The sequence below is a fragment of the Streptomyces sp. NPDC002701 genome, from assembly GCF_042889045.1.
Taxonomy (GTDB): Bacteria; Actinomycetota; Actinomycetes; order Streptomycetales; family Streptomycetaceae; genus Streptomyces.
In genome coordinates, this window is the sequence record NZ_JBIAQL010000005.1 from 172537 (window position 1) to 193577 (window position 21041).

Annotated in this window: 24 protein-coding genes; 11 read left to right on the forward strand and 13 right to left on the reverse strand. The window is 69.1% G+C overall.

Annotation, left to right across the window (positions count from 1 at the left end):
* Positions 1–29: 29 nt before the first annotated feature.
* The 4 genes from ACFYXC_RS16555 to ACFYXC_RS16570 all read right to left on the reverse strand — a co-directional run bounded on the left by ACFYXC_RS16555 (position 30) and on the right by ACFYXC_RS16570 (position 2294).
* Positions 30–470 carry an SsgA family sporulation/cell division regulator gene (locus tag ACFYXC_RS16555; RefSeq protein ID WP_389551981.1) on the reverse strand — a complete coding sequence of 147 codons (441 nt, stop codon included), beginning with the start codon at positions 468–470 and terminating at the stop codon, positions 30–32.
* Between the two features lie 99 nt (positions 471–569).
* Complete coding sequence (locus ACFYXC_RS16560) at positions 570–1373, reverse strand: IclR family transcriptional regulator (protein WP_389551984.1); 804 nt, start codon at positions 1371–1373, stop codon at positions 570–572.
* 217 nt (positions 1374–1590) lie between these two features.
* Entirely contained in the window at positions 1591–1803 is a 213-nt protein-coding gene (locus ACFYXC_RS16565; RefSeq protein ID WP_388923135.1) for a DUF5326 family protein, read from the reverse strand.
* A 173-nt stretch (positions 1804–1976) separates the two neighbouring features.
* On the reverse strand, positions 1977–2294 hold the full coding sequence (locus ACFYXC_RS16570) for a cupin domain-containing protein (protein ID WP_388923138.1): 318 nt from the start codon (positions 2292–2294) through the stop codon (positions 1977–1979).
* Positions 2295–2353: 59 nt separating this feature from the next.
* On the opposite strand from ACFYXC_RS16570, the gene ACFYXC_RS16575 reads away from it, so the two are divergent.
* The 4 genes from ACFYXC_RS16575 (at position 2354) to ACFYXC_RS16590 (ending at position 5653) form a co-directional block, all read left to right on the forward strand.
* A complete protein-coding gene (locus ACFYXC_RS16575) occupies positions 2354–2731 on the forward strand; it encodes a phage holin family protein (RefSeq protein ID WP_388923141.1) in 378 nt (125 codons plus the stop codon).
* Between the two features lie 113 nt (positions 2732–2844).
* Complete coding sequence (locus ACFYXC_RS16580) at positions 2845–3984, forward strand: cystathionine gamma-lyase (RefSeq protein ID WP_389551989.1); 1140 nt, start codon at positions 2845–2847, stop codon at positions 3982–3984.
* A 214-nt stretch (positions 3985–4198) separates the two neighbouring features.
* A complete protein-coding gene (locus tag ACFYXC_RS16585) occupies positions 4199–5104 on the forward strand; it encodes a LysR family transcriptional regulator (RefSeq protein ID WP_389551992.1) in 906 nt (301 codons plus the stop codon).
* 66 nt (positions 5105–5170) lie between these two features.
* Positions 5171–5653: an NUDIX domain-containing protein gene (locus tag ACFYXC_RS16590; RefSeq protein ID WP_388923149.1), complete on the forward strand. Its 483-nt coding sequence runs from the start codon at positions 5171–5173 to the stop codon at positions 5651–5653.
* Positions 5654–5718: 65 nt separating this feature from the next.
* Here ACFYXC_RS16590 and ACFYXC_RS16595 read toward each other — a convergent pair whose 3' ends face one another.
* Entirely contained in the window at positions 5719–7323 is a 1605-nt protein-coding gene (locus ACFYXC_RS16595) for a globin domain-containing protein (protein WP_389551996.1), read from the reverse strand.
* 582 nt (positions 7324–7905) lie between these two features.
* On the opposite strand from ACFYXC_RS16595, the gene ACFYXC_RS16600 reads away from it, so the two are divergent.
* Positions 7906–8442: a DUF2269 domain-containing protein gene (locus ACFYXC_RS16600; protein ID WP_389551997.1), complete on the forward strand. Its 537-nt coding sequence runs from the start codon at positions 7906–7908 to the stop codon at positions 8440–8442.
* Between the two features lie 5 nt (positions 8443–8447).
* On the forward strand, positions 8448–9314 hold the full coding sequence (locus ACFYXC_RS16605; protein ID WP_388923158.1) for a GNAT family N-acetyltransferase: 867 nt from the start codon (positions 8448–8450) through the stop codon (positions 9312–9314).
* Here the strand turns inward: ACFYXC_RS16605 and ACFYXC_RS16610 are convergent.
* Positions 9295–9753, reverse strand: coding sequence for a heme-binding protein (locus ACFYXC_RS16610; RefSeq protein ID WP_388923162.1), 459 nt, complete (start codon positions 9751–9753; stop codon positions 9295–9297). The genes ACFYXC_RS16605 and ACFYXC_RS16610 overlap by 20 nt on opposite strands.
* Before the next feature lie 103 nt (positions 9754–9856).
* Positions 9857–11086, reverse strand: coding sequence for an MFS transporter (locus ACFYXC_RS16615; protein WP_388923166.1), 1230 nt, complete (start codon positions 11084–11086; stop codon positions 9857–9859).
* Between the two features lie 139 nt (positions 11087–11225).
* Between ACFYXC_RS16615 and ACFYXC_RS16620 the strand changes: the two genes are divergently transcribed.
* Positions 11226–11690 carry a MarR family winged helix-turn-helix transcriptional regulator gene (locus ACFYXC_RS16620; protein WP_388923169.1) on the forward strand — a complete coding sequence of 155 codons (465 nt, stop codon included), beginning with the start codon at positions 11226–11228 and terminating at the stop codon, positions 11688–11690.
* Between the two features lie 77 nt (positions 11691–11767).
* Positions 11768–12220 carry a GNAT family N-acetyltransferase gene (locus tag ACFYXC_RS16625; RefSeq protein WP_388923172.1) on the forward strand — a complete coding sequence of 151 codons (453 nt, stop codon included), beginning with the start codon at positions 11768–11770 and terminating at the stop codon, positions 12218–12220.
* 156 nt (positions 12221–12376) lie between these two features.
* On the opposite strand, the gene ACFYXC_RS16630 is transcribed toward ACFYXC_RS16625, so the two are convergent.
* Positions 12377–13777 carry a serine hydrolase domain-containing protein gene (locus ACFYXC_RS16630; protein ID WP_389552002.1) on the reverse strand — a complete coding sequence of 467 codons (1401 nt, stop codon included), beginning with the start codon at positions 13775–13777 and terminating at the stop codon, positions 12377–12379.
* A gap of 73 nt (positions 13778–13850) precedes the next feature.
* Positions 13851–15323: a replicative DNA helicase gene (gene dnaB / locus ACFYXC_RS16635; RefSeq protein WP_388923178.1), complete on the reverse strand. Its 1473-nt coding sequence runs from the start codon at positions 15321–15323 to the stop codon at positions 13851–13853.
* Between the two features lie 450 nt (positions 15324–15773).
* On the opposite strand from dnaB, the gene ACFYXC_RS16640 reads away from it, so the two are divergent.
* Positions 15774–17120 carry an MATE family efflux transporter gene (locus ACFYXC_RS16640; RefSeq protein ID WP_389552006.1) on the forward strand — a complete coding sequence of 449 codons (1347 nt, stop codon included), beginning with the start codon at positions 15774–15776 and terminating at the stop codon, positions 17118–17120.
* Between the two features lie 214 nt (positions 17121–17334).
* Here the strand turns inward: ACFYXC_RS16640 and rplI are convergent, their stop codons facing one another.
* The 4 genes from rplI to rpsF form a co-directional block, all read right to left on the reverse strand.
* Positions 17335–17781, reverse strand: a complete 447-nt coding sequence (rplI, locus tag ACFYXC_RS16645; RefSeq protein ID WP_388923185.1) for a 50S ribosomal protein L9 — start codon at positions 17779–17781, stop codon at positions 17335–17337.
* Positions 17782–17799: 18 nt separating this feature from the next.
* Positions 17800–18036 (reverse strand): 30S ribosomal protein S18, encoded by a 237-nt coding sequence (rpsR, locus tag ACFYXC_RS16650; protein WP_003949403.1) that lies wholly within the window; start codon positions 18034–18036, stop codon positions 17800–17802.
* A 57-nt stretch (positions 18037–18093) separates the two neighbouring features.
* Entirely contained in the window at positions 18094–18711 is a 618-nt protein-coding gene (locus tag ACFYXC_RS16655; protein WP_389552009.1) for a single-stranded DNA-binding protein, read from the reverse strand.
* 78 nt (positions 18712–18789) lie between these two features.
* A complete protein-coding gene (rpsF, locus tag ACFYXC_RS16660; RefSeq protein WP_028804085.1) occupies positions 18790–19080 on the reverse strand; it encodes a 30S ribosomal protein S6 in 291 nt (96 codons plus the stop codon).
* A 276-nt stretch (positions 19081–19356) separates the two neighbouring features.
* On the opposite strand from rpsF, the gene ACFYXC_RS16665 reads away from it, so the two are divergent.
* Complete coding sequence (locus ACFYXC_RS16665) at positions 19357–19671, forward strand: hypothetical protein (RefSeq protein WP_389552011.1); 315 nt, start codon at positions 19357–19359, stop codon at positions 19669–19671.
* Between the two features lie 206 nt (positions 19672–19877).
* Positions 19878–20999 carry a peptidoglycan bridge formation glycyltransferase FemX gene (femX, locus tag ACFYXC_RS16670; protein WP_388923195.1) on the forward strand — a complete coding sequence of 374 codons (1122 nt, stop codon included), beginning with the start codon at positions 19878–19880 and terminating at the stop codon, positions 20997–20999.
* The last annotated feature ends 42 nt before the right edge of the window (positions 21000–21041 follow it).

Consider the following 21041-nt stretch of genomic DNA (forward strand, 5'->3'; position numbering starts at 1 on the left):
GTTCACCTCGCACTGCTCACCCCGCGCTGTTACCCCGCGCTCTGTTCCTCCGCCAGGATGCGGTCCAGGGCCTCGTCCAGGTGGGTGTCGAAGTCGGCGAGGGAGCGTTCCTGCCCCAGCGGTACCAGGCGGTCCGTACGGTCGAGGAACGCCAGCAGGGGCGCCGTGCCGCAGCGGAAGCGGGCCTGGTCGGCGCCCACCTGGAGCCGGATCAGCACGTCGCCGAATCCGTCGGTGTCGGAGGGAGCGATGTGGACGTCTCCGTCCCCGCACGGGCGGCCCACCCCGTCGATCAGCAGTTCACGGCCGAAGGCCCAGGTCACCGGGGCGTCGCCCGGCAGGTGGAAGGTCAGACGCACGGCATAGGGATCACAGGTCTCATAACGCAGCTCCACCGGAATTCGGAAGGAGAGCTCCTCCGAGACGACGAAGCTCATCATGACCTCTGCCTGTACTACTGACTCGCGCATCGCCTACCCCGTCGTCTGCCGTCCATGGCCGGGAATCGTCCACCCAAACACTTCTGGCATCTTGCTCAACGTGTACACCAGATCACAAGGAGTGAGTTTTCAGATGCTGATAGAGAGGGCGAGAGTTCCCAGCAGTCCGCTGATCCCGCTCTGCAGTCGGCGTGCTGCCGGCAGCAGCCGATCGACCTGGTGGGACGGCATGGAGATGGCCACCGCGGCGGCCGTACCGCCCATCGTGATCGGGATCGCGGCACAGACCGCGCCCAGCGCGTACTCCTGATGTTCGATCACGGGCTGCATGCGCCGAGTCGATTCGAGACGCCGCATCAGGGCCTGATCGTCACGCACCGTATACGGCGTGACGGCCTGCACGGGATAGCGGTCGAGATGGTCCCTGCGCGCCTCGTCGTCCAACTGGGACAGCAGGCACTGGCCGATCGCGTGCGCGTGCCCCGTCTCCCGGAAGTCCGCCCACTCCTCGACCGCCGGGTTGCCTGGGGTGTCGGCGACGCACTGGACCTCGATCTCCCCGTCGCGGTAGACCGCGTAGTACACCGGGGCACCGACCGAATCGCGCCACCTCTCCAGCGCGTCGGCCATCGCGCTGCGACGTTTCTGCTCGGCGCCGCTGCCGCTCAGGCGCTCGGTGGCCTCGCCGAGGAAGAACAGGCCCTTCTCGCGCCGCAGATATCCCTCGTGCGCCAGGGTGCGCAGCAGGTGGTACGCCGTGGGGAGGGCCAGCCCGGCCTCGCGGGCCAGTTGCTTCGCGGGCGCTCCGTGCTCATGACGGGCGACGGACTCAAGAAGACGCATCGCGCGCCGCACCGAGCCGATGAGGGTCGTGGGGTGCGGTTCGGAGGGGAAAACCTGCGGTCCTGCCGGCGCGGTGTCAACCGTGGCCAAGGGTCACTCCCGAAGCACGAGGGGGGCCGCCCGCGCGGGGGTATCACGGGAGGGATCGGAACGCCGCTCGCGAGGGTCACCCCCGCGTCGAGTTCCGGACTTTAACCGTCTGCCACCGATCGCTCACGGTATGCGTCGAAAACTTCCCCCACCCGAGGGAACTGTGGACCCCTGCTTCCGGTGACTCCGGCGGCCAGCCCCATCCCCGTCCGACCGCCTACCAGTCACTCCTGGCCGACGAGCCCGACATGAACTTCCGTACGACGTAGATCAGTCCACCGACCAGTGCCACGAACACCAGCAGCTTGAACAGCAGGCCGATCACGAACCCGACGACGCTCGCTATCAGGCCGCCGAACACGACCAGGGCGATGACCGGCACCGCGACCCACTTAACCCACCACGGCATCCCCGCGAAGATCTCTCGCATCGCCCTGTTCCTCGTCTCTCTGCCCGTGTCCGAGTGCGGTCTCTGCCCGCTCCGCCCTGCCGGCGGGTCTCGAATGTCCTGTCTTCGATGCTAGGCCCGGCAGGGGTGCCGACGGGGGCTTCGCACCCCTTGTCCTCCCCTGACCGTCCCCCTAGGGAACCCTGAGACGGAGGTCAGCTCTCCGGCGGAGAGAAGACCACGAGAACCCTCAGATCCTCGCTGATGTGGTGGAACTTGTGGGCCACGCCCGCAGGCACGTACACGACACTGCCGCGCGCCACCTGGGTCGTCTCCATGCCCACCGTGATCGCGGCACGGCCGCTCACCACGAAGTACACCTCGTCCTGGCTGTGGGGCTGCTGGGGGTCCTGGGTCCCCGCGTCCAGCGCGTACAGGCCGACCGACATGTTCTTCTCGCGCAGGAACTGAAGGTACGCGCCGTCGTTGGCGGCGCGCTCCGCCTCCAGTTCGTCCAGCCGGAATGCTTTCATCGCCCTGTCCGCCCCTGCCCCGCTGCTCGTGGTCGATCTCTTCTGCCACGATCAGACACATGAAGAATTTCGTAGTCAAGACGATCGCCAACGCGGGCGCCCTGGCGGTGGCGGTATGGCTGCTCGACAAGATCACCCTGACCGGTGACAGCACCGGCAAGGAGGTCGGCACGCTCCTGCTCGTCGCGCTGCTCTTCGGCCTGGTGAACTTTCTGGTCAAGCCGGTCGTGCAGATCCTCACCTTCCCGCTGTTCATCCTGACCCTCGGACTGATCACCCTGGTGGTCAACGCGCTGATGCTGCTGCTCACCTCGTGGCTGGCGGACAAGCTCGACCTGAGTTTCCACGTCGACGGCTTCTGGACCGCCGTCCTGGGCGGCCTGATCATCTCGATCGTCTCCTGGGCGCTGAACGTCGTCCTCCCGGACGAGGACTGAGCCGTCCGGAACCACGGGGGCGTGGACGGCTTCGAGAAGGGTCTTGAGATGGTGGAGGCGGTGAGCGCCGGACCGCTCGCCGCTGCGCGGGAGCAAGTGGAGGAACAGCCAGCATGACGCAATCTTTCGAAGGAGCGGGCGACGGCACGCGTGCCGTGCGGGCGGGTCTGCCCGAACCGGTCAAGCACGAGCCGACCCTCCCGGGCCCGGTCTTCGCGGCGCACTTCCACCTGCCGGGCGACCCCACCGGCCCGTACACCTACGGACGCGACGAGAACCCGACCTGGACCCACCTGGAGCGCGCCATCGGCGAGCTGGAGGCTCCGGGGCGGGACGGCGTGGAGACGCTCGTCCTCGCCTCCGGTATGGCCGCCATCTCGGCCGTCCTCTTCTCCCAGCTGCGCGCGGGTGACACGGTCGTGCTGCCCGACGACGGCTACCAGGTCCTGCCGCTGGTACGCGAACAGCTGGAGGCGTACGGGATCGAGGTGCGCACCGCGCCGACCGGCGGCGACGCCCAGCTCGGCGTCCTCGACGGAGCGAAGCTGCTGTGGATCGAGACCCCGTCGAACCCGGGACTCGACGTGTGCGACGTGCGGCGGCTCGTCGAGGCGGCCCATGCGCGCGGCTGTCTCGTCGCGGTCGACAACACCCTGGCGACCCCGCTCGGGCAGCGGCCGCTGGAGTTGGGCGCCGACTTCTCCGTGGCCAGTGGGACCAAGCAGCTCACCGGGCACGGAGACGTCCTCCTGGGGTACGTCGCGGGCACCGATGCCTCCGCGATGGCCGCCGTACGCCGCTGGCGCAAGATCGTCGGGGCGATCCCCGGCCCCATGGAGGCATGGCTCGCGCACCGCTCGCTCGCCACGCTGCAGATGCGCGTGGACCGCCAGAACGCGAACGCGCTGGTGATCGCCGAGGCACTGCGGGACTGGCGCGAGGAGCTCGGGGTCCGTTACCCGGGGCTGCCCGGCGACCCCTCGCACACCATCGCCTCGCGGCAGATGCGGCGTTACGGGTGCGTGGTGTCGTTCACGCTGCCCACGCGCGCGCGTGCCGATCGTTTCCTCGACGCGCTGCGGCTGGTGGACGACGCGACGAGCTTCGGCGGGGTGCGGTCGACGGCCGAGCGGCGCGGCCGCTGGGGCGGCGACGCGGTCCCGGAGGGCTTCATCCGCTTCTCGGTCGGCGCCGAGGATCCGGAGGACCTGGTGGCGGATGTCCTGCGGGCGCTCGACGAGTCCGCGAAGTGAGCGCCCTCTGACGACCGGCCGGTGGCCACACTGCGTGGAGCGGACGGTCCGAGCCTCCCCCCTCGTGGCTCGGACCGTCCCGGTTCTGTGCGCGAAGAACCGCGCGAACAAGGCTAGTTGACTCTGTGTCAGTGTCCAATCACGGTAGCGACAGAGACCTATCGACATATTTATAGTTGGGGACTTCCGAGGAGTCGGAGAAGGAAGGGATGCCATGGATCTGGCCCTGCTGCGGACCTTTGTGACCGTGCACCGGGCCGGCTCCTTCACCCGCGCCGCCGCCCTGCTCGGTCTGTCCCAGCCGGCCGTCACCTCGCAGATCCGCACGCTGGAACGGCAGCTGGGGCGCCCCCTGTTCCTGCGCCAGGCCCGCGGGGTGACCCCCACCACCATCGGCGACGAACTCGCCCACAAAGCCGCTCCGCATCTCGACGCCCTGGTGGAGATCGCCGAGACCGGCCTCGACGCGGACTCGTCCCTCCGCACCCTCCACCTCGCCGGCCCGCCGGAATTCACCGCCGAACGCGCGCTGCCCGCACTCACCGAGCTGATCGGCAACGACGGTCACGGATTCGCCCTGCGGGCCTCCTTCGGCAATGCGGAGGAAACGCTGGAGGGGCTCTCCGCCGGACATCATGATCTGGCCATCAGTACGGCCCGCCCCCGGGGTTCTCTGCTCACCGCGACTCCGCTCTGCGACGAGGAGCACGTGCTGGTCGCCGCCCCGCGCTGGGTCACCCACATCGGCACCGGCAGGTTACGGAGCGAGGGGGCGCTCGCGCTGGAGAACCTGCCCGTCGTGGAGGTGCACGAGTCGTTGCCGTTCATCGCCCGCTACTGGGCTGCCGTCTTCGACTCCCTGCCCGCCGCGTCGGGCACCGTCATCGTTCCCGACCTGCGCGCGGTGCTCGCCTGCGCCGCCACCGGCGCGGGACTCGCGGTACTGCCCCGCTATCTGTGCGGGCCGGCTCTGGAGCGGGGCGAGGTGGTCGCCCTGACCGAGCCCGCGGTGCCTCCACTCCGTACGTACTTCCTGGTGGTACGCACCGGCACCCTGGCCATGCCGCACATTGCGCGGGCGCACGAGTGGTTGACGCACGCCGCTGCCGGCTGGTCGTGACGTGGATGCCTCACCTGGTCGGGACGGCGATGTTTCACGTGGAACCAACCGGGCCACATTCCTCCCATGACCGATCGTCCTGTGGTCAAGCGCACCGCCCGGGCTGTCCTGCTGGACGGCGACGACCTGATCCTGATCAAGCGGACCAAGCCCGGAGTCGATCCCTACTGGCTGACGCCCGGTGGTGGGGTGGAGCCGGAGGATGCCACCGTTGTCGCCGCGCTCCACCGTGAAGTGGACGAGGAACTCGGTGCCAAGATCGCCGACGTCGTGCCCTGCTTCGTCGACACCGTCGAGCACATCGGCGAGGACAGCAGTTCGACCGGGGTGAAAGTGCAGCACTTCTTCGTCTGCCGCCTGGAATCCATGGACCTCTCGCTGCGTCATGGCCCCGAGATCGAGGAGCCGAGCGGCGAGTACGAGATCGTGCGGATCCCCTTCACCCGTGTGGGCATCGCTTCCGTCCATCTCGTCCCGCTGTCCCTGCGGCACTATCTCGACGGGAACATCGAGGGCCTGCGGGCGATGCACGCACCCGATCTGGGCTGACGGCTCGCCATCGCGGGCCCGGTGTGGTCCTGGGCGACCGTCGTCCCGCACGGTGCCGGTCTTCGTCAGTCCCGGATCGCGACGAGATCCTCCACCGCGTCGTGCCGGATCCTCTCTGACGGCATGCCGATGTCCCGCAGGGCGTCCACGCCGTTACGGATCATGCCGGGCGGGCCCGAGAGGTAGGCGTCGTACGCGTCCCACGGACCGAACTCGCGTATGGCGTCCGGGAGCTGCAGGTGCGCCTGCTGGTCGACGATCGGACGCACCGCGAGCCATGAGTGACTCTGCTGGAGCCGGAGCATGGTGTCGATGTCGTACAGGTCGTGACCGGTGCGGGCACCGTAGAAGACCTCGACCGGTCGCCGTCGGCCGTGCTCGGCAACGTCCTCGACCAGCGCCTTGATCGGAGCGATACCGGTGCCGCCGCCCAGACAGAGCAGTCCGCTGTCGGAGGTGTGATCGACGGTCATCGAACCTGCGGGCGGGCCGAGCCTGATGATGTCGCCGGGGCGGGCCCTGTGCACCAGCGCACTGGAGACCCAGCCGGCCGGAACCGCCTTCACATGGAAGGACAGCAGTCCGTCGGACCGCGGTGCCGAGGCGAACGAGTAGTGCCGCCAGACGCGTGGCCACCAAGGGGTCTCCAGGCTCGTGTACTGCCCGGCGAGGAAGGGGTACGGCTGATCGGGCCGGACCGTGACGACAGCGACGTCCGCGGTCCGCAGATCGTGCGAGACGACCTCGGCGTACCACCAGGCCGGGGCGCGCAGTTCGTCCGCGGCGGCCGCGTCGATCATGATCTGGGAGATCGTCGTGTACGCCCTCACCCAGGCCGCTTCCGTCTCCTGGTTCCAGACCGTTTCGGCGAACCGGCTGAGCGCGCCGAGGAGGCACTCTCCGACGGCCGGGTAGTGCTCGGGGCGGGTGCCGTACTTGCGGTGGCCGCGACCGAGGTTCTGCAGATACGCGACAAGGACTTCGGTGTTGTCGATGTGCTCGGCCGCCGTCAGTAATGCCTTGAGCAGCCGGTCGCGCTGGGCGTCCATCGCGGCGGGGAACAGGGGGCGCAGGTCCGGATGGCGCACGAAGAGCAACGCGTAGAAGTACGAGGTGACCTTGTCGGCGACGGGCGCCACCTCGTCCATCGTGCGGCGGATCAGCACGGCGTCGGGAGAGGCGGGGCGGGCGGGAGCGGGCCGCGTGGGGGCGGGCTCCCCGGAGGCGGACCCCGTGGAGGCGGAATCCGAGGTGGGGCCCGCGACCGGCGCGGGAGCGGAGGCCGGGGCGGGAGCAGGGGGGTGGACGGCGGGGCCCCGGCCGGCGCCGGGAGGGGCGTGGCGCGCCTGGGGCGGAGGGGGAGGCCCGGGGTGCGACGGCGTGGAGGGTATCGCCTCGCGGGACGCCGCCGGGGGCGTGGCCGAGCCGGCACGGGCGGCGCTCTCGGAGTCCGATCCGGAGTCCGCGCGCCGGGGTATTCGCCGGTCCGGGCCGGCGTCTCGCGCCACGGACCTGCCGACAGGGCGCAGCCCGGCCAGACGCCGCCCCTCGGTGGCCTCCTGCTCACCACCCGAGGGCGGCTCCGGCGGTGTGTGCGGCGTGAACCAGCCGCCTCCGCCGCCGCCCCCGGAAGTGCCGTTGTCGGCCGACGTGGTGGTCGGAGCGTCCATGCTGTGCCTCGCCTCGAACATCTTTCGGTCGGTCTGCGCACCTTCTTGATCGGAAGGTGCATGCTTTCCCCCGCAGACTGCTTACTTCGCCCCGTTCCGCCCGTTCCGCCTTGTCAGCCCGTGGGACACATTCAACCGCGTCAGCACATACTTCGCGGACAAGTGAGCCCAGAGTGTGACATTGGCCGCACTGTCGTCATCGCAGCATCCCACCCCAGCACCAACACCCGGTCACGTAACCGGAAATGCGATTCTTCGATCTCTCTGTCCCGTTAAGCTGCAATACCCTGTGTTCACCTCGGCGGAATGCCCGGCGGGAGGTGCGGACACCGCGCCGGACACGAACCGGAGTCGACCATACCGGCCGCCGTCCGGCACACAAGTCCCACCTTCCTTACGTCAGGAATTGATAGGGGGGACGTCCCGTCGCTTCTCTCAATTACCGGGCGGGGCACACCAATTCACCAGGATCCCGCAGATCCCGCCCTCACGGTGGGCGCGGGTGGGTACGCCGAGGCTAGTACGCGGACTTACTCCCGCCGTCAGACGCCCCGGACGCTCGCGCCCGGCACGGTGTTTCACGTGAAACTAAGCCGCCCCGCACGCCGGGCCAACCTCGTCGTCCACATCGCCGCGTCCGCGTCCTGGCTCGGGCTCACGCTCGGGCTGCTCGCACTGGGGATCACCGCGACCACCACCGGGTCCGCGGCGACCTTGGAAGCCTCCGTCCGCGCCATGAAGACCTTCGCCGACTGGCTCCTGCTCCCCCTCGCCTTCCTCACGCTCCTCAGCGGCCTGGTGCTGTCCCTGGGCACACCGTGGGGCCTGGCGAGGCACCGGTGGGTCTACACCAAGTTCTGGCTGACCCTGGCCACGGCCACGGCCACCGTTTTCGCCCTGCGCCCCGGGGTCGGTTCCGCGGTCGCCGTCGTGTCCGCGGGTGGACCACTGCCCGACCCCGGAGACGTCCTGTTCGGGCCGGTCGTCTCGCTGTCCGCCTATCTCTTCATGACGGCGATCTCGGTCCTCAAGCCATGGGGGCTGACCCGGCGCGGGCAAAGGATCCGTACGGCCGTCCGCAAACCGGTGGACGCGGGAGCCACCCGTCAGACAGCCTGACCTGCGTGTCGACTCCTTCCCCCGCCGCTCTGCCCATTCGCCGTCTGACGCCTCGGGATCTCTCCGCCTGCGCCGACCTTTCCGAGAACCGCGGCTGGCCCCGCGAGGAACACAAGTGGGGTCTGCTGCTCGCGGCCGGCACCGGCTACGGTATCGACGACCCCGGCGGGGGCCTCGTCACCGCCTGCGTCGTCACCTCCTACGGACCGCGGGAGCAACCTGATCTGGCGGCGATCGGCATGGTGCTGGTAGCCGAGCAGCACGCCCGCCGGGGCATCGGGCGCCGGCTCATGCGCCATGTGGTGGCCGAACTGGGGACGACTCCGCTGACGCTGCATGCCACCCCGTACGGGCGCCCTCTCTATGAGGAGCTGGGCTTCAAGGTCGTCGGACGGGCCGAGATGGTCCGCGGCCACTTCGTTCCCGGTGGCCCGCAGCACGAGGCCGCCATCCGTCCGGCCACGGCCGGGGACCTCGCCACGATCCTCCGCCTCGACGAGGAGGTCTTCGGCGCGGACCGGACGCACATGATCACGCGGCTGCCGGCCTTCTCCGACCAGTTGCACGTCGCCGAGGAGAACGGCCGGATCATCGGGTACGCCGCCGCCTGGCCGAACATGGACAGCCATGTCGTGGGCCCGCTGATCGCCCGGGACACCGAGACGGCGAAGGCGCTCATCGCCTCGCTGGCCTCCTGCACCGACCGTCCCCTGCGTACCGACATCGACGTACGGCATGAGGAGTTGCTCGCGTGGGCCAAGGAACGCGGGCTCGCCCCCCTGAGTTTCAACGCGGTCATGACGTACGGCATCGGGGAGTTGCCGGGTGACTGGACCCGGCGCTTCGCCCCGCTCACCGTGGCCGCGGGCTGAACCGCTCGGGGCTCTCCTGCTGTACGAGGGTGTTCAGCGCGGCGGCGGCAAAGGTGTGGTCCTGCTGGGGCGCGCCACCACCGACCCCGATCGCGCCGATCAGGCGGCCGTCGCGATGGACCGGGACACCGCCCGCGATGAACAGGAGCGGGCGGTCGAGCGCGGTCGGCAGGGTGTGGAAGAGCCCTCCGGGACGGACGGCTTCGACCAGGTCCGCGGTGGGGGTGTCGAGTTGCAGTGCCGTGTACGCCTTACGGGTGCTGGTCTCGCCCGAGATCAGGACCGCCCGGTCGTCCCGCCGGAAGGCGAGCAGGTGGCCGCCCGCGTCGAGGACCGTGACGCTGACCGCGATGTCTTCGGCTTCCGCGGCACGGCGGGCGGCCGCGACGAGAGCCTCGGCGTCCTGAATGGTCAGCGGGGTGACGGTGGTGGTGCTCATGGGGCATGTCTCCTTGCCAGGTGAGGTGCGCGGTGGCGCTGTGTGGGGGTTCCGGCCGGTCCTGAGGCCCGCCTCGCACTGAGACGGGTTTCACGGCCGAGCCTCAGTGGGGGATGCCGGCCCGTTGTCCTACGGACTGAGCCTGCTCGGCGTCGGCGGTGACCGGGACGGCCGAGTGGCCGGCCGGGGCGGCACGGCGTTCCAGGGCGGCCGAGAGGACGGCGAGCAGCAGGGCTGCGGCGGCGAGGACGGCACCGACCCAGTTGGGGGCGGTGTACCCCATGCCGGCCGCGATCACCACGCCGCCGAGCCAGGCGGAAAGGGCGTTGCCGAGGTTGAAGGCGCCGATGTTGACGGCGGACGCGAGCGTCGGGGCGCCGTGTGCCTGGTCGAGCACGCGCTTCTGCAGCGGCGGAACGGTGGCGAAGCCGAGGGCGCCGATGAGGGTGATGGTGACGGCCGCCGCGATCTTGTTGTGGGCGGTGAGGGTGAACAGGGCGAGGACGACCGCGAGGGCGCCCAGTGACACGTACAGCATGGGCATGAGGGCGCGGTCGGCGAACCTGCCGCCCACGAGGTTGCCACCGACCATGCCGAGGCCGAAGAGGACAAGCAGCCAGGTGACGGAGCCGTCGGCGTAGCCGGTGACGTGCGTCATCATCGGCGCGATGTAGGTGATCGCCGCGAACACTCCGCCGAAGCCCAGGACGGTCATCGCCATCGCGAGCAGGACCTGGACGTTCTTGAAGGCGGCCAGTTCGTGACGCAGTCGTACACCGTCCGGCTTGGGCATGTCGGGCACCAGCCTGGCGATGCCTGCCAGACCGAGGACGCCCAGTGCGGCGACGACCGTGAAGGTCACACGCCAGCCTGCGGACTGCCCGATGAGGGTGCCCAGCGGGACACCGACGACGTTGGCGACGGTCAGGCCGGTGAACATCATCGCGATGGCGCCGGCCTTTCTGTCCGGCGCCACGAGGTCGGCCGCGACGACCGAGCCGATACCGAAGAAGGCGCCGTGTGCCAGTGAGGCGACCACGCGTCCGATCAGCATGACGGAGAACGTGGGGGCGACGGCGGAGAGCAGGTTGCCGACGACGAACAGCCCCATCAGCAGCATCAGCATCCGCTTGCGGGACACCTTGGTGCCGAGGACGGTCATGAGGGGTGCGCCGAACATGACTCCGAGCGCGTAGCCGGTCACGAGGAAACCCGCGGTGGGGATGGAGACACCGAAGTCGCCCGCGACCTCGGGCAGCAAGCCCATGATCACGAACTCGGTGGTGCCGATCCCGAAGGCCCCGATCGCGAGGGCCAGAAGCGCGAGAGGCATGAGGGAGGACCTTCCCAGGAGATTGCAGGAGCATTTTACGTGCGCTCACAATAGTTGCAGACGCGGGTTACTTGCAAGCGCAGGCTATTGCGCTCGTGCCCTATCCTGGTGAGCAGCCGCTCCGGGACGGAGGAAAGCCATGACAGCGACGGATCCCGCACTCACCGCTCTCGCCCAGGGCTGGTGTGCCCTCTCTCTGCTGCACGGGAGGATCGAGGCGCACATCGAGCGGGCTCTGCAGGCCCGGCACGACCTGAGCGTGCGGGAGTACTCACTCCTCGACGTGCTGAGCCGCCAGCACGACGGCGACGGGGGTCACCTGCAGATGAAGCAGGTCGCCGACGCGGTGGTCCTCAGTCAGAGCGCGACCACCCGTCTGGTGACCCGCCTGGAGGACCGCGGTCTGCTCTCGCGCTACCTGTGCCCCACCGACCGCCGTGGCATCTACACGAACGTCAGCGAGGCGGGACTGCAGCTCCTGGACGAGGCCCGGCCCACCAATGACGCGGCACTGCGTGAGGCACTGGACGAAGCGGCCAAGAGTCCCGAACTGGCCCCGCTCGTCCGCGTCGTGGAGTCGGCGAGCGTTCCCACCCCCGCGTAGGCAACAGGCCGCGGCAGAACGCGCCCGTGCCGGGCGGACCCGTCCGGCAGCCGCTGTCTCGTGCCTAGGCTGTCGCCATGGGAGATCTTGAGATACGCCCGGCGGTCGCGGACGACGTCCCGGCGATCGTCGCGATGCTGGCCGACGATCCGCTGGGCGCGCAGCGTGAGTCACCGGACGACCTGACGCCCTATCTGGCCGCACTGGAACGCCTCAGCGGCGATCCGAACCAGCACGTGGTCGTCGCCGTGCGCGAGGGCCGGGTCGTCGGCACCCTCCAGCTCACCGTCGTTCCTGGGCTGGCCCGCAAGGGAGCGACCCGCGCGATCATCGAAGCCGTACGCGTCCACGCCGACGAGCGGGGCAGCGGCCTGGGCACCCGTTTCATCCAGTGGGCCGTGGACCGTTCCCGGAGCGAGGGCTGCCAGTTGGTGCAGCTGACCTCCGACGCCTCGCGCACCGATGCGCACCGGTTCTACGAACGGCTGGGCTTCACGGCCTCGCACGTCGGTTTCAAACTGCAGCTCTGAGGTGCGTCCCGCCGCCGACGCATCCACGGTCTCCGGCGTGATGTGGGACGTCCTGTTTGTACGCAGGGCGTCCTGTTCTCATGTGCGGCGTCCTGTTTCACGTGAAACAGGACGCCGCACGTCGCACCGCAGCAAGCAATAGGTGAGAGGGACCGGCTATTTGATCCCGCGCCAGCCCTCCGGGTCCACTCCGCCCGGCACCGGAGCGCCCTCACCGTACGGCTGCCGCGTGAACACGAACGACCCGAGGTCCAGGTGGGTCACCGACCCGTCAGGGCCCTCCACGGCCCGTAGAAGCTCACCTGCGTAGTAGCCGTCGAGCCCCGTCCAGGTCCCGTCGGCCCCGACCCGGAATCGCGAGCGCCGGCCGTTGCCCGCCAGAGGTCCGAGTGTGACGTCCCCGTCGGCCGTCAGACGCAGTGCGAACGCGTGTGTCCCCCAGTACCAGGGCCCTGCCAGCTCCAGTAGGGACCGATCGACCTCGGGCAGAGGCCGCCACGGTTCAGGGATCCGGGGCTCGGCCTCCGCGACGATCCGTACGAGGTCGGCGGCGACCGCGGACACGGGCGGGCTGGAGGTGCAGTTGGCGAGCACGACGGCCGCCAGGTCGTCCTGGACGCTGATCATGAGCCCGGCGAGGAAGCCCGGGAGAGAACCCCCGTGGCCGGCCAGGGTCCGCCCGTCCCGGTGCAGGACCTGCATCCCCAGGCCGTACGCGACGCCTGCCGCCACCTCTTCCACCTCGGCCGGAGCGGAGGGCGTACACATCTCCCGTACGGACTCCGCGCTCAGCACCCGGTCGTCACCCCGGGCGAGGAAGACGGCGAAGCGCGCCAGGTCACCGCTGGTCGACCAGAGCTGCCCGGCCGGCGCCATCCGCCCCAGGTCCTCGCTCGGCTCGGGCAGCAGCACGTCCGCCCAGGGGTGCACCGCCCAGCCGCCCGCATGCGGTGCCTGGGGCTGTCCGCTCGTCCGGTGCAGTCCGAGCGGTTCGAGCACCTCGCTCCGCAGGATGTCCTCCCAGAGGGCGCCCCGCACCTCCTCGACCAACGCGCCCAGCAGGGTGTAACCGGGGTTGGAGTAGTGGAACCGCCGACCGGCCGGATGCCGGTGCGGCTGTTCGCCCAGGACGTCGGCCAGTTCGGGGCGCAGCGATCCAGGGGTGCGCTCCCACCAGGGGCCCGGAGACTCGGCGGCCAGCCCAGCGGTGTGGGCGAGGAGGTGCGCGATCGTCGCCTCCCCCGCTCCGGTGCCCGGGAGATGTTTCTCCAGCGGGTCACCCAGGTCGAGCACGCCCTCGTCGCGCAGCCTCATGACCAGGACGGCGGTGAACGTCTTGGTGATCGAGCCGATGCGGTACTGCACGTTCTCGTCGGGTCCGTGGCCGTCCACCGAGGTACGCGATCCGTGCCACACCGTCCTCCCGCCCCGCACGACCGCCGCGACCAACGACGGCGCGCGTCCTTCCGTCTGGGCGGTGGCGATGGCGTGCAGGAGGGCGCGGCGGGTGGCGGGGAGCAGTTCTTCCGCGGGTGTCTCCGCAGGTGTCGTCGTCATGGCGCAAGTCCACCTGCCCCCACCTGCCACGTCGAGCGCATTTACCTCCGCAGCGCTCGATTCGCCGCGGGCATCAGGTCTGTGCCATGTCCACGAAGCGCGAGTAGTGGCCCTGGAACGCGACCGTGATGGTGGCCGTCGGTCCGTTTCGGTGCTTGCCCACGATGATGTCCGCCTCGCCGGCGCGCGGCGACTCCTTCTCGTAGGCGTCCTCGCGGTGCAGGAGGATCACCATGTCCGCGTCCTGCTCGATGGATCCGGATTCACGCAGGTCGGAGACCATCGGCTTCTTGTCCGTGCGCTGCTCGGGACCACGGTTCAGCTGCGACAGCGCGATGACCGGCAGCTCCAGCTCCTTGGCCAGGAGCTTCAGGTTTCGCGACATGTCCGAGACCTCCTGCTGCCGGCTCTCGGAGCGCTTGCCGCCCGACTGCATCAGCTGGAGGTAGTCGATGATGACGAGCTTCAGGTCGGCCCGCTGCTTGAGGCGGCGGCACTTGGCGCGGATCTCCATCATCGACAGGTTCGGCGAGTCGTCGATGTAGAGCGGGGCGGCCGAGACATCCGGCATCCGGCGCGCGAGCCGGGTCCAGTCCTCGTCGGTCATCGTGCCGGAGCGCATGTGGTGCAGGGCCACGCGGGCTTCGGCGGACAGCAGACGCATCGCGATCTCGTTGCGGCCCATCTCGAGCGAGAAGATCACGCTCGGCATGTTGTGCTTGATCGAACAGGCCCGGGCGAAGTCCAGGGCCAGCGTCGACTTACCCATGGCGGGACGAGCCGCGATGATGATCATCTGGCCGGGGTGCAGGCCGTTCGTCAGCTGGTCGAGATCGGTGAAGCCGGTCGGCACACCGGTCATCTCCCCCGATCGCGAGCCGATCGCCTCGATCTCGTCGAGCGCGCCCTCCATGATGTCGCCGAGGGGCAGGTAGTCCTCGGTCGTGCGCTGCTCGGTGACGGCGTAGATCTCGGCCTGGGCGCTGTTGACGATCTCGTCCACGTCGCCGTCGGCCGCGTACCCCATCTGCGTGATGCGGGTGCCGGCCTCGACCAGGCGGCGCAGGACCGCGCGCTCGTGCACGATCTCCGCGTAGTACTCGGCGTTGGCGGCCGTCGGGACCGTCTGCACCAGGGTGTGCAGATACGACGCGCCGCCGACCTTGGTGATCTCGCCGCGCTTGGTGAGCTCGGCGGCGACCGTGATCGGGTCGGCAGGCTCACCCTTGGCGTAGAGGTCGAGGATCGCGCCGTAGACCGTCTCGTGTGCGGGCCGGTAGAAGTCGTGGCCCTTCAGCACCTCGACGACGTCGGCGATCGCGTCCTTCGAGAGGAGCATGCCGCCGAGGACGGACTGCTCGGCATCCAGGTCCTGGGGCGGGACACGCTCGAAGGACGAACCCGCGGCATCCCAGGCGCCGTTGTCCGAACCGCGGTCGTGCTGGTCCTCGCGACCCCGGCCACCGTCGCGGCGGCGGGAGGCCGGCAGACGATCACTGGGACCGCTGTCGGCCCACGGGTCGTCCAAGGGCTCGGAAATACTCACCGGGCCACCTCCTCCCGTCCGCCGAGCGGACCTCGCCGTGCCCCTCATTCCTACGGCACGACACTGACAAATGAGACGCCCAACTCCGGTTCTGACGCGTCGGTTTTGCGAGGTTTCCGAGGACGGAGGAGGGAGAGGGTGCCGCACCACGGTAGGCCCGCGGGCACCGTCAGCCAATCTGGTTATCCACAGGCCATGTGGACGACGGCCCCGATGCTGTGGAGAACTCGGCAAAACCTGTGCACGACCCGGTGGACAGCCCTGTGAACAAGCACTCAGCCTCTTTTCCACACACGCCCTGACCTGCTCTTATCCCATCCACCGGCTGTGCAGAAGAAAAACTTTTCAGGTCGGGCCAAGATCGACGCGTATGGCGTGCGCCGAGGCATCGCACGAGTTTGCCAGTAATGGTTGCTCCTCGCTTGCATCTCTTACCTGTGGAAGATTAGATTGATGTGCATGACACAGGCTCCCGTGGCCCCCAAGGCCGCCCGGCGTCGGCACGATCGCGAGATCGTGGCGCTGGCTGTTCCGGCCTTCGGCGCGCTCATCGCCGAGCCGCTCTTCCTCATGGCCGACACCGCGATCGTCGGCCATCTCGGCACCGCGCAGCTCGCCGGACTCGGAGTCGCGTCCGCCCTCCTCGCCACCGCCGTCAGCATCTTCGTCTTCCTCGCGTACGCCACCACGGCCGCTGTCGCCCGACGGGTCGGAGCCGGTGACCTCCAGGCCGCCATCCGTCAGGGCATGGACGGAATCTGGCTCGCCCTGCTGCTCGGCGCCGCCGTCATCGCCGTCTTCCTGCCCGCCGCACCCGCACTGGTGGAACTCTTCGGGACCTCGGACACCGCCGCCCCCTACGCCATCACGTATCTGCGGATCTCGGCGCTCGGAATCCCCGCGATGCTCGTCGTCCTCGCTGCCACCGGCGTTCTGCGCGGCCTGCAGGACACAAGGACACCGCTCTATGTCGCCCTCGCCGGTTTCCTCGCCAACGCCGCCCTGAACGCGGGTCTCGTCTACGGCGCGGACCTGGGTATCGCCGGCTCCGCCTGGGGCACCGTCATCGCCCAGATCGGCATGGCCGCGGCGTACCTCGTCGTGGTGGTCCGCGGAGCGCGCAAGCATGGTGCGTCCCTGCGGCCCGACATCGCCGGAATACGCGCCTGTGCCCAGGCAGGCGCACCGCTGCTCGTCCGGACCCTCTCCCTGCGCGCGATCCTCATGATCGCGACCGCCGTCGCCGCCCGTCTCGGAGACGCCGATATCGCGGCCCACCAGATCATCCTGTCTCTGTGGAGCCTGCTCGCGTTCGCCCTCGACGCCATCGCCATCGCGGGGCAAGCCATCATCGGGCGTTACCTCGGCGCGGGCGACACCCAGGGAGCCCGCGAGGCATGCCGCCGCATGGTGGAGTGGGGCATCGCCGTCGGCGTCGTACTCGGTGGCCTGGTGATCGCCGCCCGCCCTCTTTTCCTCCCCCTGTTCACCAGCGACTCGATCGTCCACGACGCAGCTCTTCCCGCTCTGCTCATGGTGGCGCTCTCCCAGCCGATCTGTGGAGTGGTCTTCGTCCTGGACGGCGTGCTGATGGGCGCGGGAGACGGCCCGTACCTCGCGCGGGCCATGCTGCTCACGCTGGCGGTCTTCGCTCCGGTGGCGCTGCTCATACCGGCCCTCGGTGGCGGTCTCACCGGTGTCTGGGCGGCGATGACCCTCATGATGACCGTGCGGATGCTGACACTGTGGCTGCGCACCCGCTCGGGTCGTTGGATCGTGACGGGCGCCACGCGCTGACGTTTCACGTGAAACGGGCGCTCCGCGCATCTGATTACGTACCCGTATCTGCACCCCACGCCCGCACCCGCCGCACCCGCCGACTTGTTTCACGTGAAACGCATCTGCCCGAGCGTCCACCCGAGCAGTTACCCGGCTCGACGGACCAGCCGCATGGAAAAGGGCCGCACCCCAGCGGGTGCGGCCCTTCTCTCAGCTCTGCCGAGCGCAGCGGTCAGGCTGCGACAACCTCGATGTTGACCTTGGCGGCCACCTCGGGGTGCAGACGAACGGACGTCTCGTGGGCGCCCAGCGTCTTGATCGGCGCGCCCAGCTCGATGCGGCGCTTGTCGACCTCGGGGCCACCGGAAGCCTTGATCGCCGAAGCGACGTCGGCCGGGGTGACGGAACCGAAGAGCCGACCGGCGTCGCCGGAGCGGACGGCCAGACGGACCTTGACGCCCTCGAGACGGGACTTGATCTCGTTGGCCTGCTCGATCGTCGCGATCTCGTGGATCTTGCGAGCACGACGGATCTGCTCGACGTCCTTCTCGCCACCCTTGGTCCAGCGGATAGCGAAGTTCCGCGGGATCAGGTAGTTGCGAGCGTAACCGTCCTTGACGTCGACGACGTCGCCCGCGGCACCGAGGCCGGAGACCTCGTGGGTGAGGATGATCTTCATTGGTCGGTCACCCTTCCCTTATCGCGCGGTGGAGGTGTAGGGCAGCAGCGCCATCTCACGGCTGTTCTTCACGGCCGTGGCGACGTCACGCTGGTGCTGCGTGCAGTTGCCGGTCACGCGGCGGGCACGGATCTTGCCGCGGTCGGAAATGAACTTCCGCAGCATGTTCGTGTCCTTGTAGTCCACGTACGTGACCTTGTCCTTGCAGAATGCGCAGACCTTCTTCTTCGGCTTGCGCACAGGCGGCTTCGCCATGTGTGTCTCTCCTGTTTGATCAAGAAGTGTGGGTACGGCCCACCCTCGGCGCTGGGCCTAGAAGGGGGGCTCGTCCGAGTAGCCGCCACCGGAACCGCCGCTGGAGCCGCCGGAGCTTCCGCCCCAGCCACCGCCACCGCCGCCACCGGCCTGGTTGCCACCGCCGGCAGGGGCGCTGGTGGCCCAGGGGTCGTCGGCGGGAGTACCGCCGCCGCCCTGCTGCTGACCGCCGCCGGAGCCTCCGCCCCAGCCGCCGCCCTGCTGGCCGCCGCCACCGCCACCGCCGCTGTAACCGCCCTGGCCACCGCGGCCGGTGGTCTTGGTGACCTTGGCCGTGGCGTTCTTCAGGCTGGCGCCGACTTCCTCGACGTCCAGCTCGTAGACCGTGCGCTTGACGCCCTCACGGTCCTCGTAGGACCGCTGCTTCAGCCGGCCCTGCACGATGACGCGCATGCCTCGCTGGAGCGACTCGGCGACGTTCTCCGCCGCCTGACGCCAGACCGAGCAGGTCAGGAACAGGCTTTCGCCGTCCTTCCACTCGTTGGTCTGACGGTCGAAGGTGCGGGGAGTGGACGCGACACGGAACTTCGCGACCGCCGCACCGGACGGGGTGAAGCGCAGCTCGGGGTCGTCGACAAGATTGCCGACGACCGTGATGACGGTCTCGCCTGCCATGGGGGAACCTCTCGGCGGGTTTGCTGCTGGCTGCTTGGTGCTGCTACTCGATGCCCGAGATCAGCTGAGCTGGTGGGCTCAGTGGGTCTCGGGACGGAGGACCTTGGTCCGAAGGACCGACTCGTTCAGGTTCATCTGGCGGTCGAGTTCCTTCACGACCGCAGGCTCGGCCTGCAGGTCGATGACCGAGTAGATGCCCTCGGGCTTCTTCTTGATCTCGTACGCGAGACGACGACGGCCCCAGGTGTCGACCTTTTCGACCTTTCCGTTCGCCTCACGGACGACGGAGAGGAAGTTCTCGATCAGCGGCGAGACAGCACGCTCTTCGAGATCGGGGTCGAGGATGACCATCACTTCGTAGTGACGCATGTGTAACCCACCTCCTTTGGACTCAGCGGCCACGGTCGTTCCGTGGCAGGAGGGTTGTGATGCGTACGCAACGGTATCGGCCGCCACTGACAATCGGGCCGCCGATCAGCGAACTGAGCGGGGGATCCATGTCGTGGCCTGGGCAGACACCGGTGCAGACGCTACAGACTACCCGCTCACCGGCTCCCGGTTGAAATCCGGGGCCGGTGGGCGTCAGTCTGTACACATCGGGTGTGTACGGCGCTACGATGCGCCGCCTTCCGCAGGAGGTGCCACATGGCACAGGCATTGCGACCCAACACCGCCGGTTCCCTCTTCGCCACCGACCACAAGCCCCACCCGCTCCAGGACACGCTGCTCGCCGTGACGCTGGTCCTCGGAGCGACGGCCTTCGTCTCCGCGATGTTCCACAGCCTCCATCTGCTCAGTTCGTGGGCGGGGCTGATCGGGATCATCACCGGCGCGTACGGGCAGTTCGTCTCCGAGACGACCCGTGAGCGGTTCGGGCTGATCCTGGGCCTGGGGGCCTCCGCCGTGGGCTTCCTGCTCGGCATGGCACACGGCGGTCTCTTCGGCGGCGTGATCGGCTGACGGCGGCCGGGAGCCGGGCGGTCCCGGCCGGCCCTCCCGGCTCCCGTCACGCCCGCCGGCAACACCTCGGGAGGTCCCGGCCGCGCACCGGTCGCGGCCCTGGACGCAGACAGCCAGACGAGGCGCTCGCAGGGCGCAGTAGGCTTCGGCGCGAGAGCCGGAGCCCCTGTACCCATGGGGACACACCAGCCCGAGGAGCGCCCCGAATGAGCCTGACCCTGAGGACCATCAGCCGAGAGCAGCATCTGGCGTACATCCAGAGCCTGCCCGCGGCCAGCCACATGCAGGTCCCGGCCTGGGCAGATGTCAAGGCGGAGTGGCGCTCCGAGAGCCTCGGATGGTTCGACGACAGGTCCGGCGAGATGGTCGGGGCGGGTCTCGTCCTGTACCGCCAGCTGCCCAAGATCAAGCGCTACCTCGCCTATCTGCCCGAGGGCCCGGTGATCAACTGGTTCGCGCCGAATCTGACCGAGTGGCTGGATCCGATGCTCGCGCACCTCAAGCAGCAGGGCGCCTTCTCCGTGAAGATGGGCCCGCCGGTGATCATCCGGCGCTGGGAGGCCACGTCGATCAAGCGGGGCATCCAGGACCCGGACGTGAAGCGCCTGCGCGACATCGAGGCCGACTTCATCGAGCCGCGCGCCTTCGAGGTGGCCGACAAGCTGCGGCGCATGGGCTGGCAGCAGGGCGAGGACGGCGGGGCGGGCTTCGGCGACGTACAGCCCCGTTACGTCTATCAGGTGCCGCTGGCCAACCGGTCCCTCGAGGACGTCCACAAGGGCTTCAACCAGCTCTGGCGGCGCAACATCAAGAAGGCCGAGAAGGCCGGCGTCGAGGTGGTCCAGGGCGGCTACCAGGACCTGGAGGAGTGGCAGCGGCTCTACGAGATCACGGCTCTGCGCGATCACTTCCGGCCACGGCCGCTCGCGTACTTCCAGCGCATGTGGACGGCTCTCAACACCGAGGACCCCAACCGCATGCGGCTGTACTTCGCGCGGCACGAGGGCGTGAACCTGTCCGCCGCGACGATGCTGGTCGTCGGTGGGCACGTCTGGTACTCCTACGGCGCCTCCGACAACATCGGGCGGGAGGTCCGGCCCTCGAACGCGATGCAGTGGCGGATGCTGCGCGACGCCTACGCGCTCGGCGCGACCGTCTACGACCTGCGCGGCATCTCCGACTCGCTGGACGAGACCGATCACCTCTTCGGCCTGATCCAGTTCAAGGTGGGTACCGGTGGGCAGGCCGCCGAATACCTCGGGGAGTGGGACTTCCCGCTCAACAAACTGCTTCACAAGGCGCTCGACATCTACATGTCGCGCCGCTGACGCACCACAATTCGTCCTCACACCTCTGATACACCGCTGCCA

Coding starts and splice junctions, on each gene's coding strand:
- ACFYXC_RS16585 (WP_389551992.1), top strand. CDS start 4,199: ATGGATCTGGCCCTGCTGCGGACCTTTGTGACCGTGCACCGGGCCGGC.
- rplI (WP_388923185.1), bottom strand. CDS start 17,781: ATGAAGATCATCCTCACCCACGAGGTCTCCGGCCTCGGTGCCGCGGGC.
- rpsF (WP_028804085.1), bottom strand. CDS start 19,080: ATGCGTCACTACGAAGTGATGGTCATCCTCGACCCCGATCTCGAAGAG.
- ACFYXC_RS16575 (WP_388923141.1), top strand. CDS start 2,354: ATGAAGAATTTCGTAGTCAAGACGATCGCCAACGCGGGCGCCCTGGCG.
- ACFYXC_RS16665 (WP_389552011.1), top strand. CDS start 19,357: ATGGCACAGGCATTGCGACCCAACACCGCCGGTTCCCTCTTCGCCACC.
- ACFYXC_RS16590 (WP_388923149.1), top strand. CDS start 5,171: ATGACCGATCGTCCTGTGGTCAAGCGCACCGCCCGGGCTGTCCTGCTG.
- ACFYXC_RS16615 (WP_388923166.1), bottom strand. CDS start 11,086: ATGCCTCTCGCGCTTCTGGCCCTCGCGATCGGGGCCTTCGGGATCGGC.
- ACFYXC_RS16620 (WP_388923169.1), top strand. CDS start 11,226: ATGACAGCGACGGATCCCGCACTCACCGCTCTCGCCCAGGGCTGGTGT.
- ACFYXC_RS16580 (WP_389551989.1), top strand. CDS start 2,845: ATGACGCAATCTTTCGAAGGAGCGGGCGACGGCACGCGTGCCGTGCGG.
- ACFYXC_RS16655 (WP_389552009.1), bottom strand. CDS start 18,711: ATGGCAGGCGAGACCGTCATCACGGTCGTCGGCAATCTTGTCGACGAC.
- ACFYXC_RS16595 (WP_389551996.1), bottom strand. CDS start 7,323: ATGGACGCTCCGACCACCACGTCGGCCGACAACGGCACTTCCGGGGGC.
- ACFYXC_RS16625 (WP_388923172.1), top strand. CDS start 11,768: ATGGGAGATCTTGAGATACGCCCGGCGGTCGCGGACGACGTCCCGGCG.
- ACFYXC_RS16565 (WP_388923135.1), bottom strand. CDS start 1,803: ATGCGAGAGATCTTCGCGGGGATGCCGTGGTGGGTTAAGTGGGTCGCG.
- ACFYXC_RS16555 (WP_389551981.1), bottom strand. CDS start 470: ATGCGCGAGTCAGTAGTACAGGCAGAGGTCATGATGAGCTTCGTCGTC.
- ACFYXC_RS16570 (WP_388923138.1), bottom strand. CDS start 2,294: ATGAAAGCATTCCGGCTGGACGAACTGGAGGCGGAGCGCGCCGCCAAC.
- ACFYXC_RS16630 (WP_389552002.1), bottom strand. CDS start 13,777: ATGACGACGACACCTGCGGAGACACCCGCGGAAGAACTGCTCCCCGCC.
- ACFYXC_RS16610 (WP_388923162.1), bottom strand. CDS start 9,753: ATGAGCACCACCACCGTCACCCCGCTGACCATTCAGGACGCCGAGGCT.
- rpsR (WP_003949403.1), bottom strand. CDS start 18,036: ATGGCGAAGCCGCCTGTGCGCAAGCCGAAGAAGAAGGTCTGCGCATTC.
- femX (WP_388923195.1), top strand. CDS start 19,878: ATGAGCCTGACCCTGAGGACCATCAGCCGAGAGCAGCATCTGGCGTAC.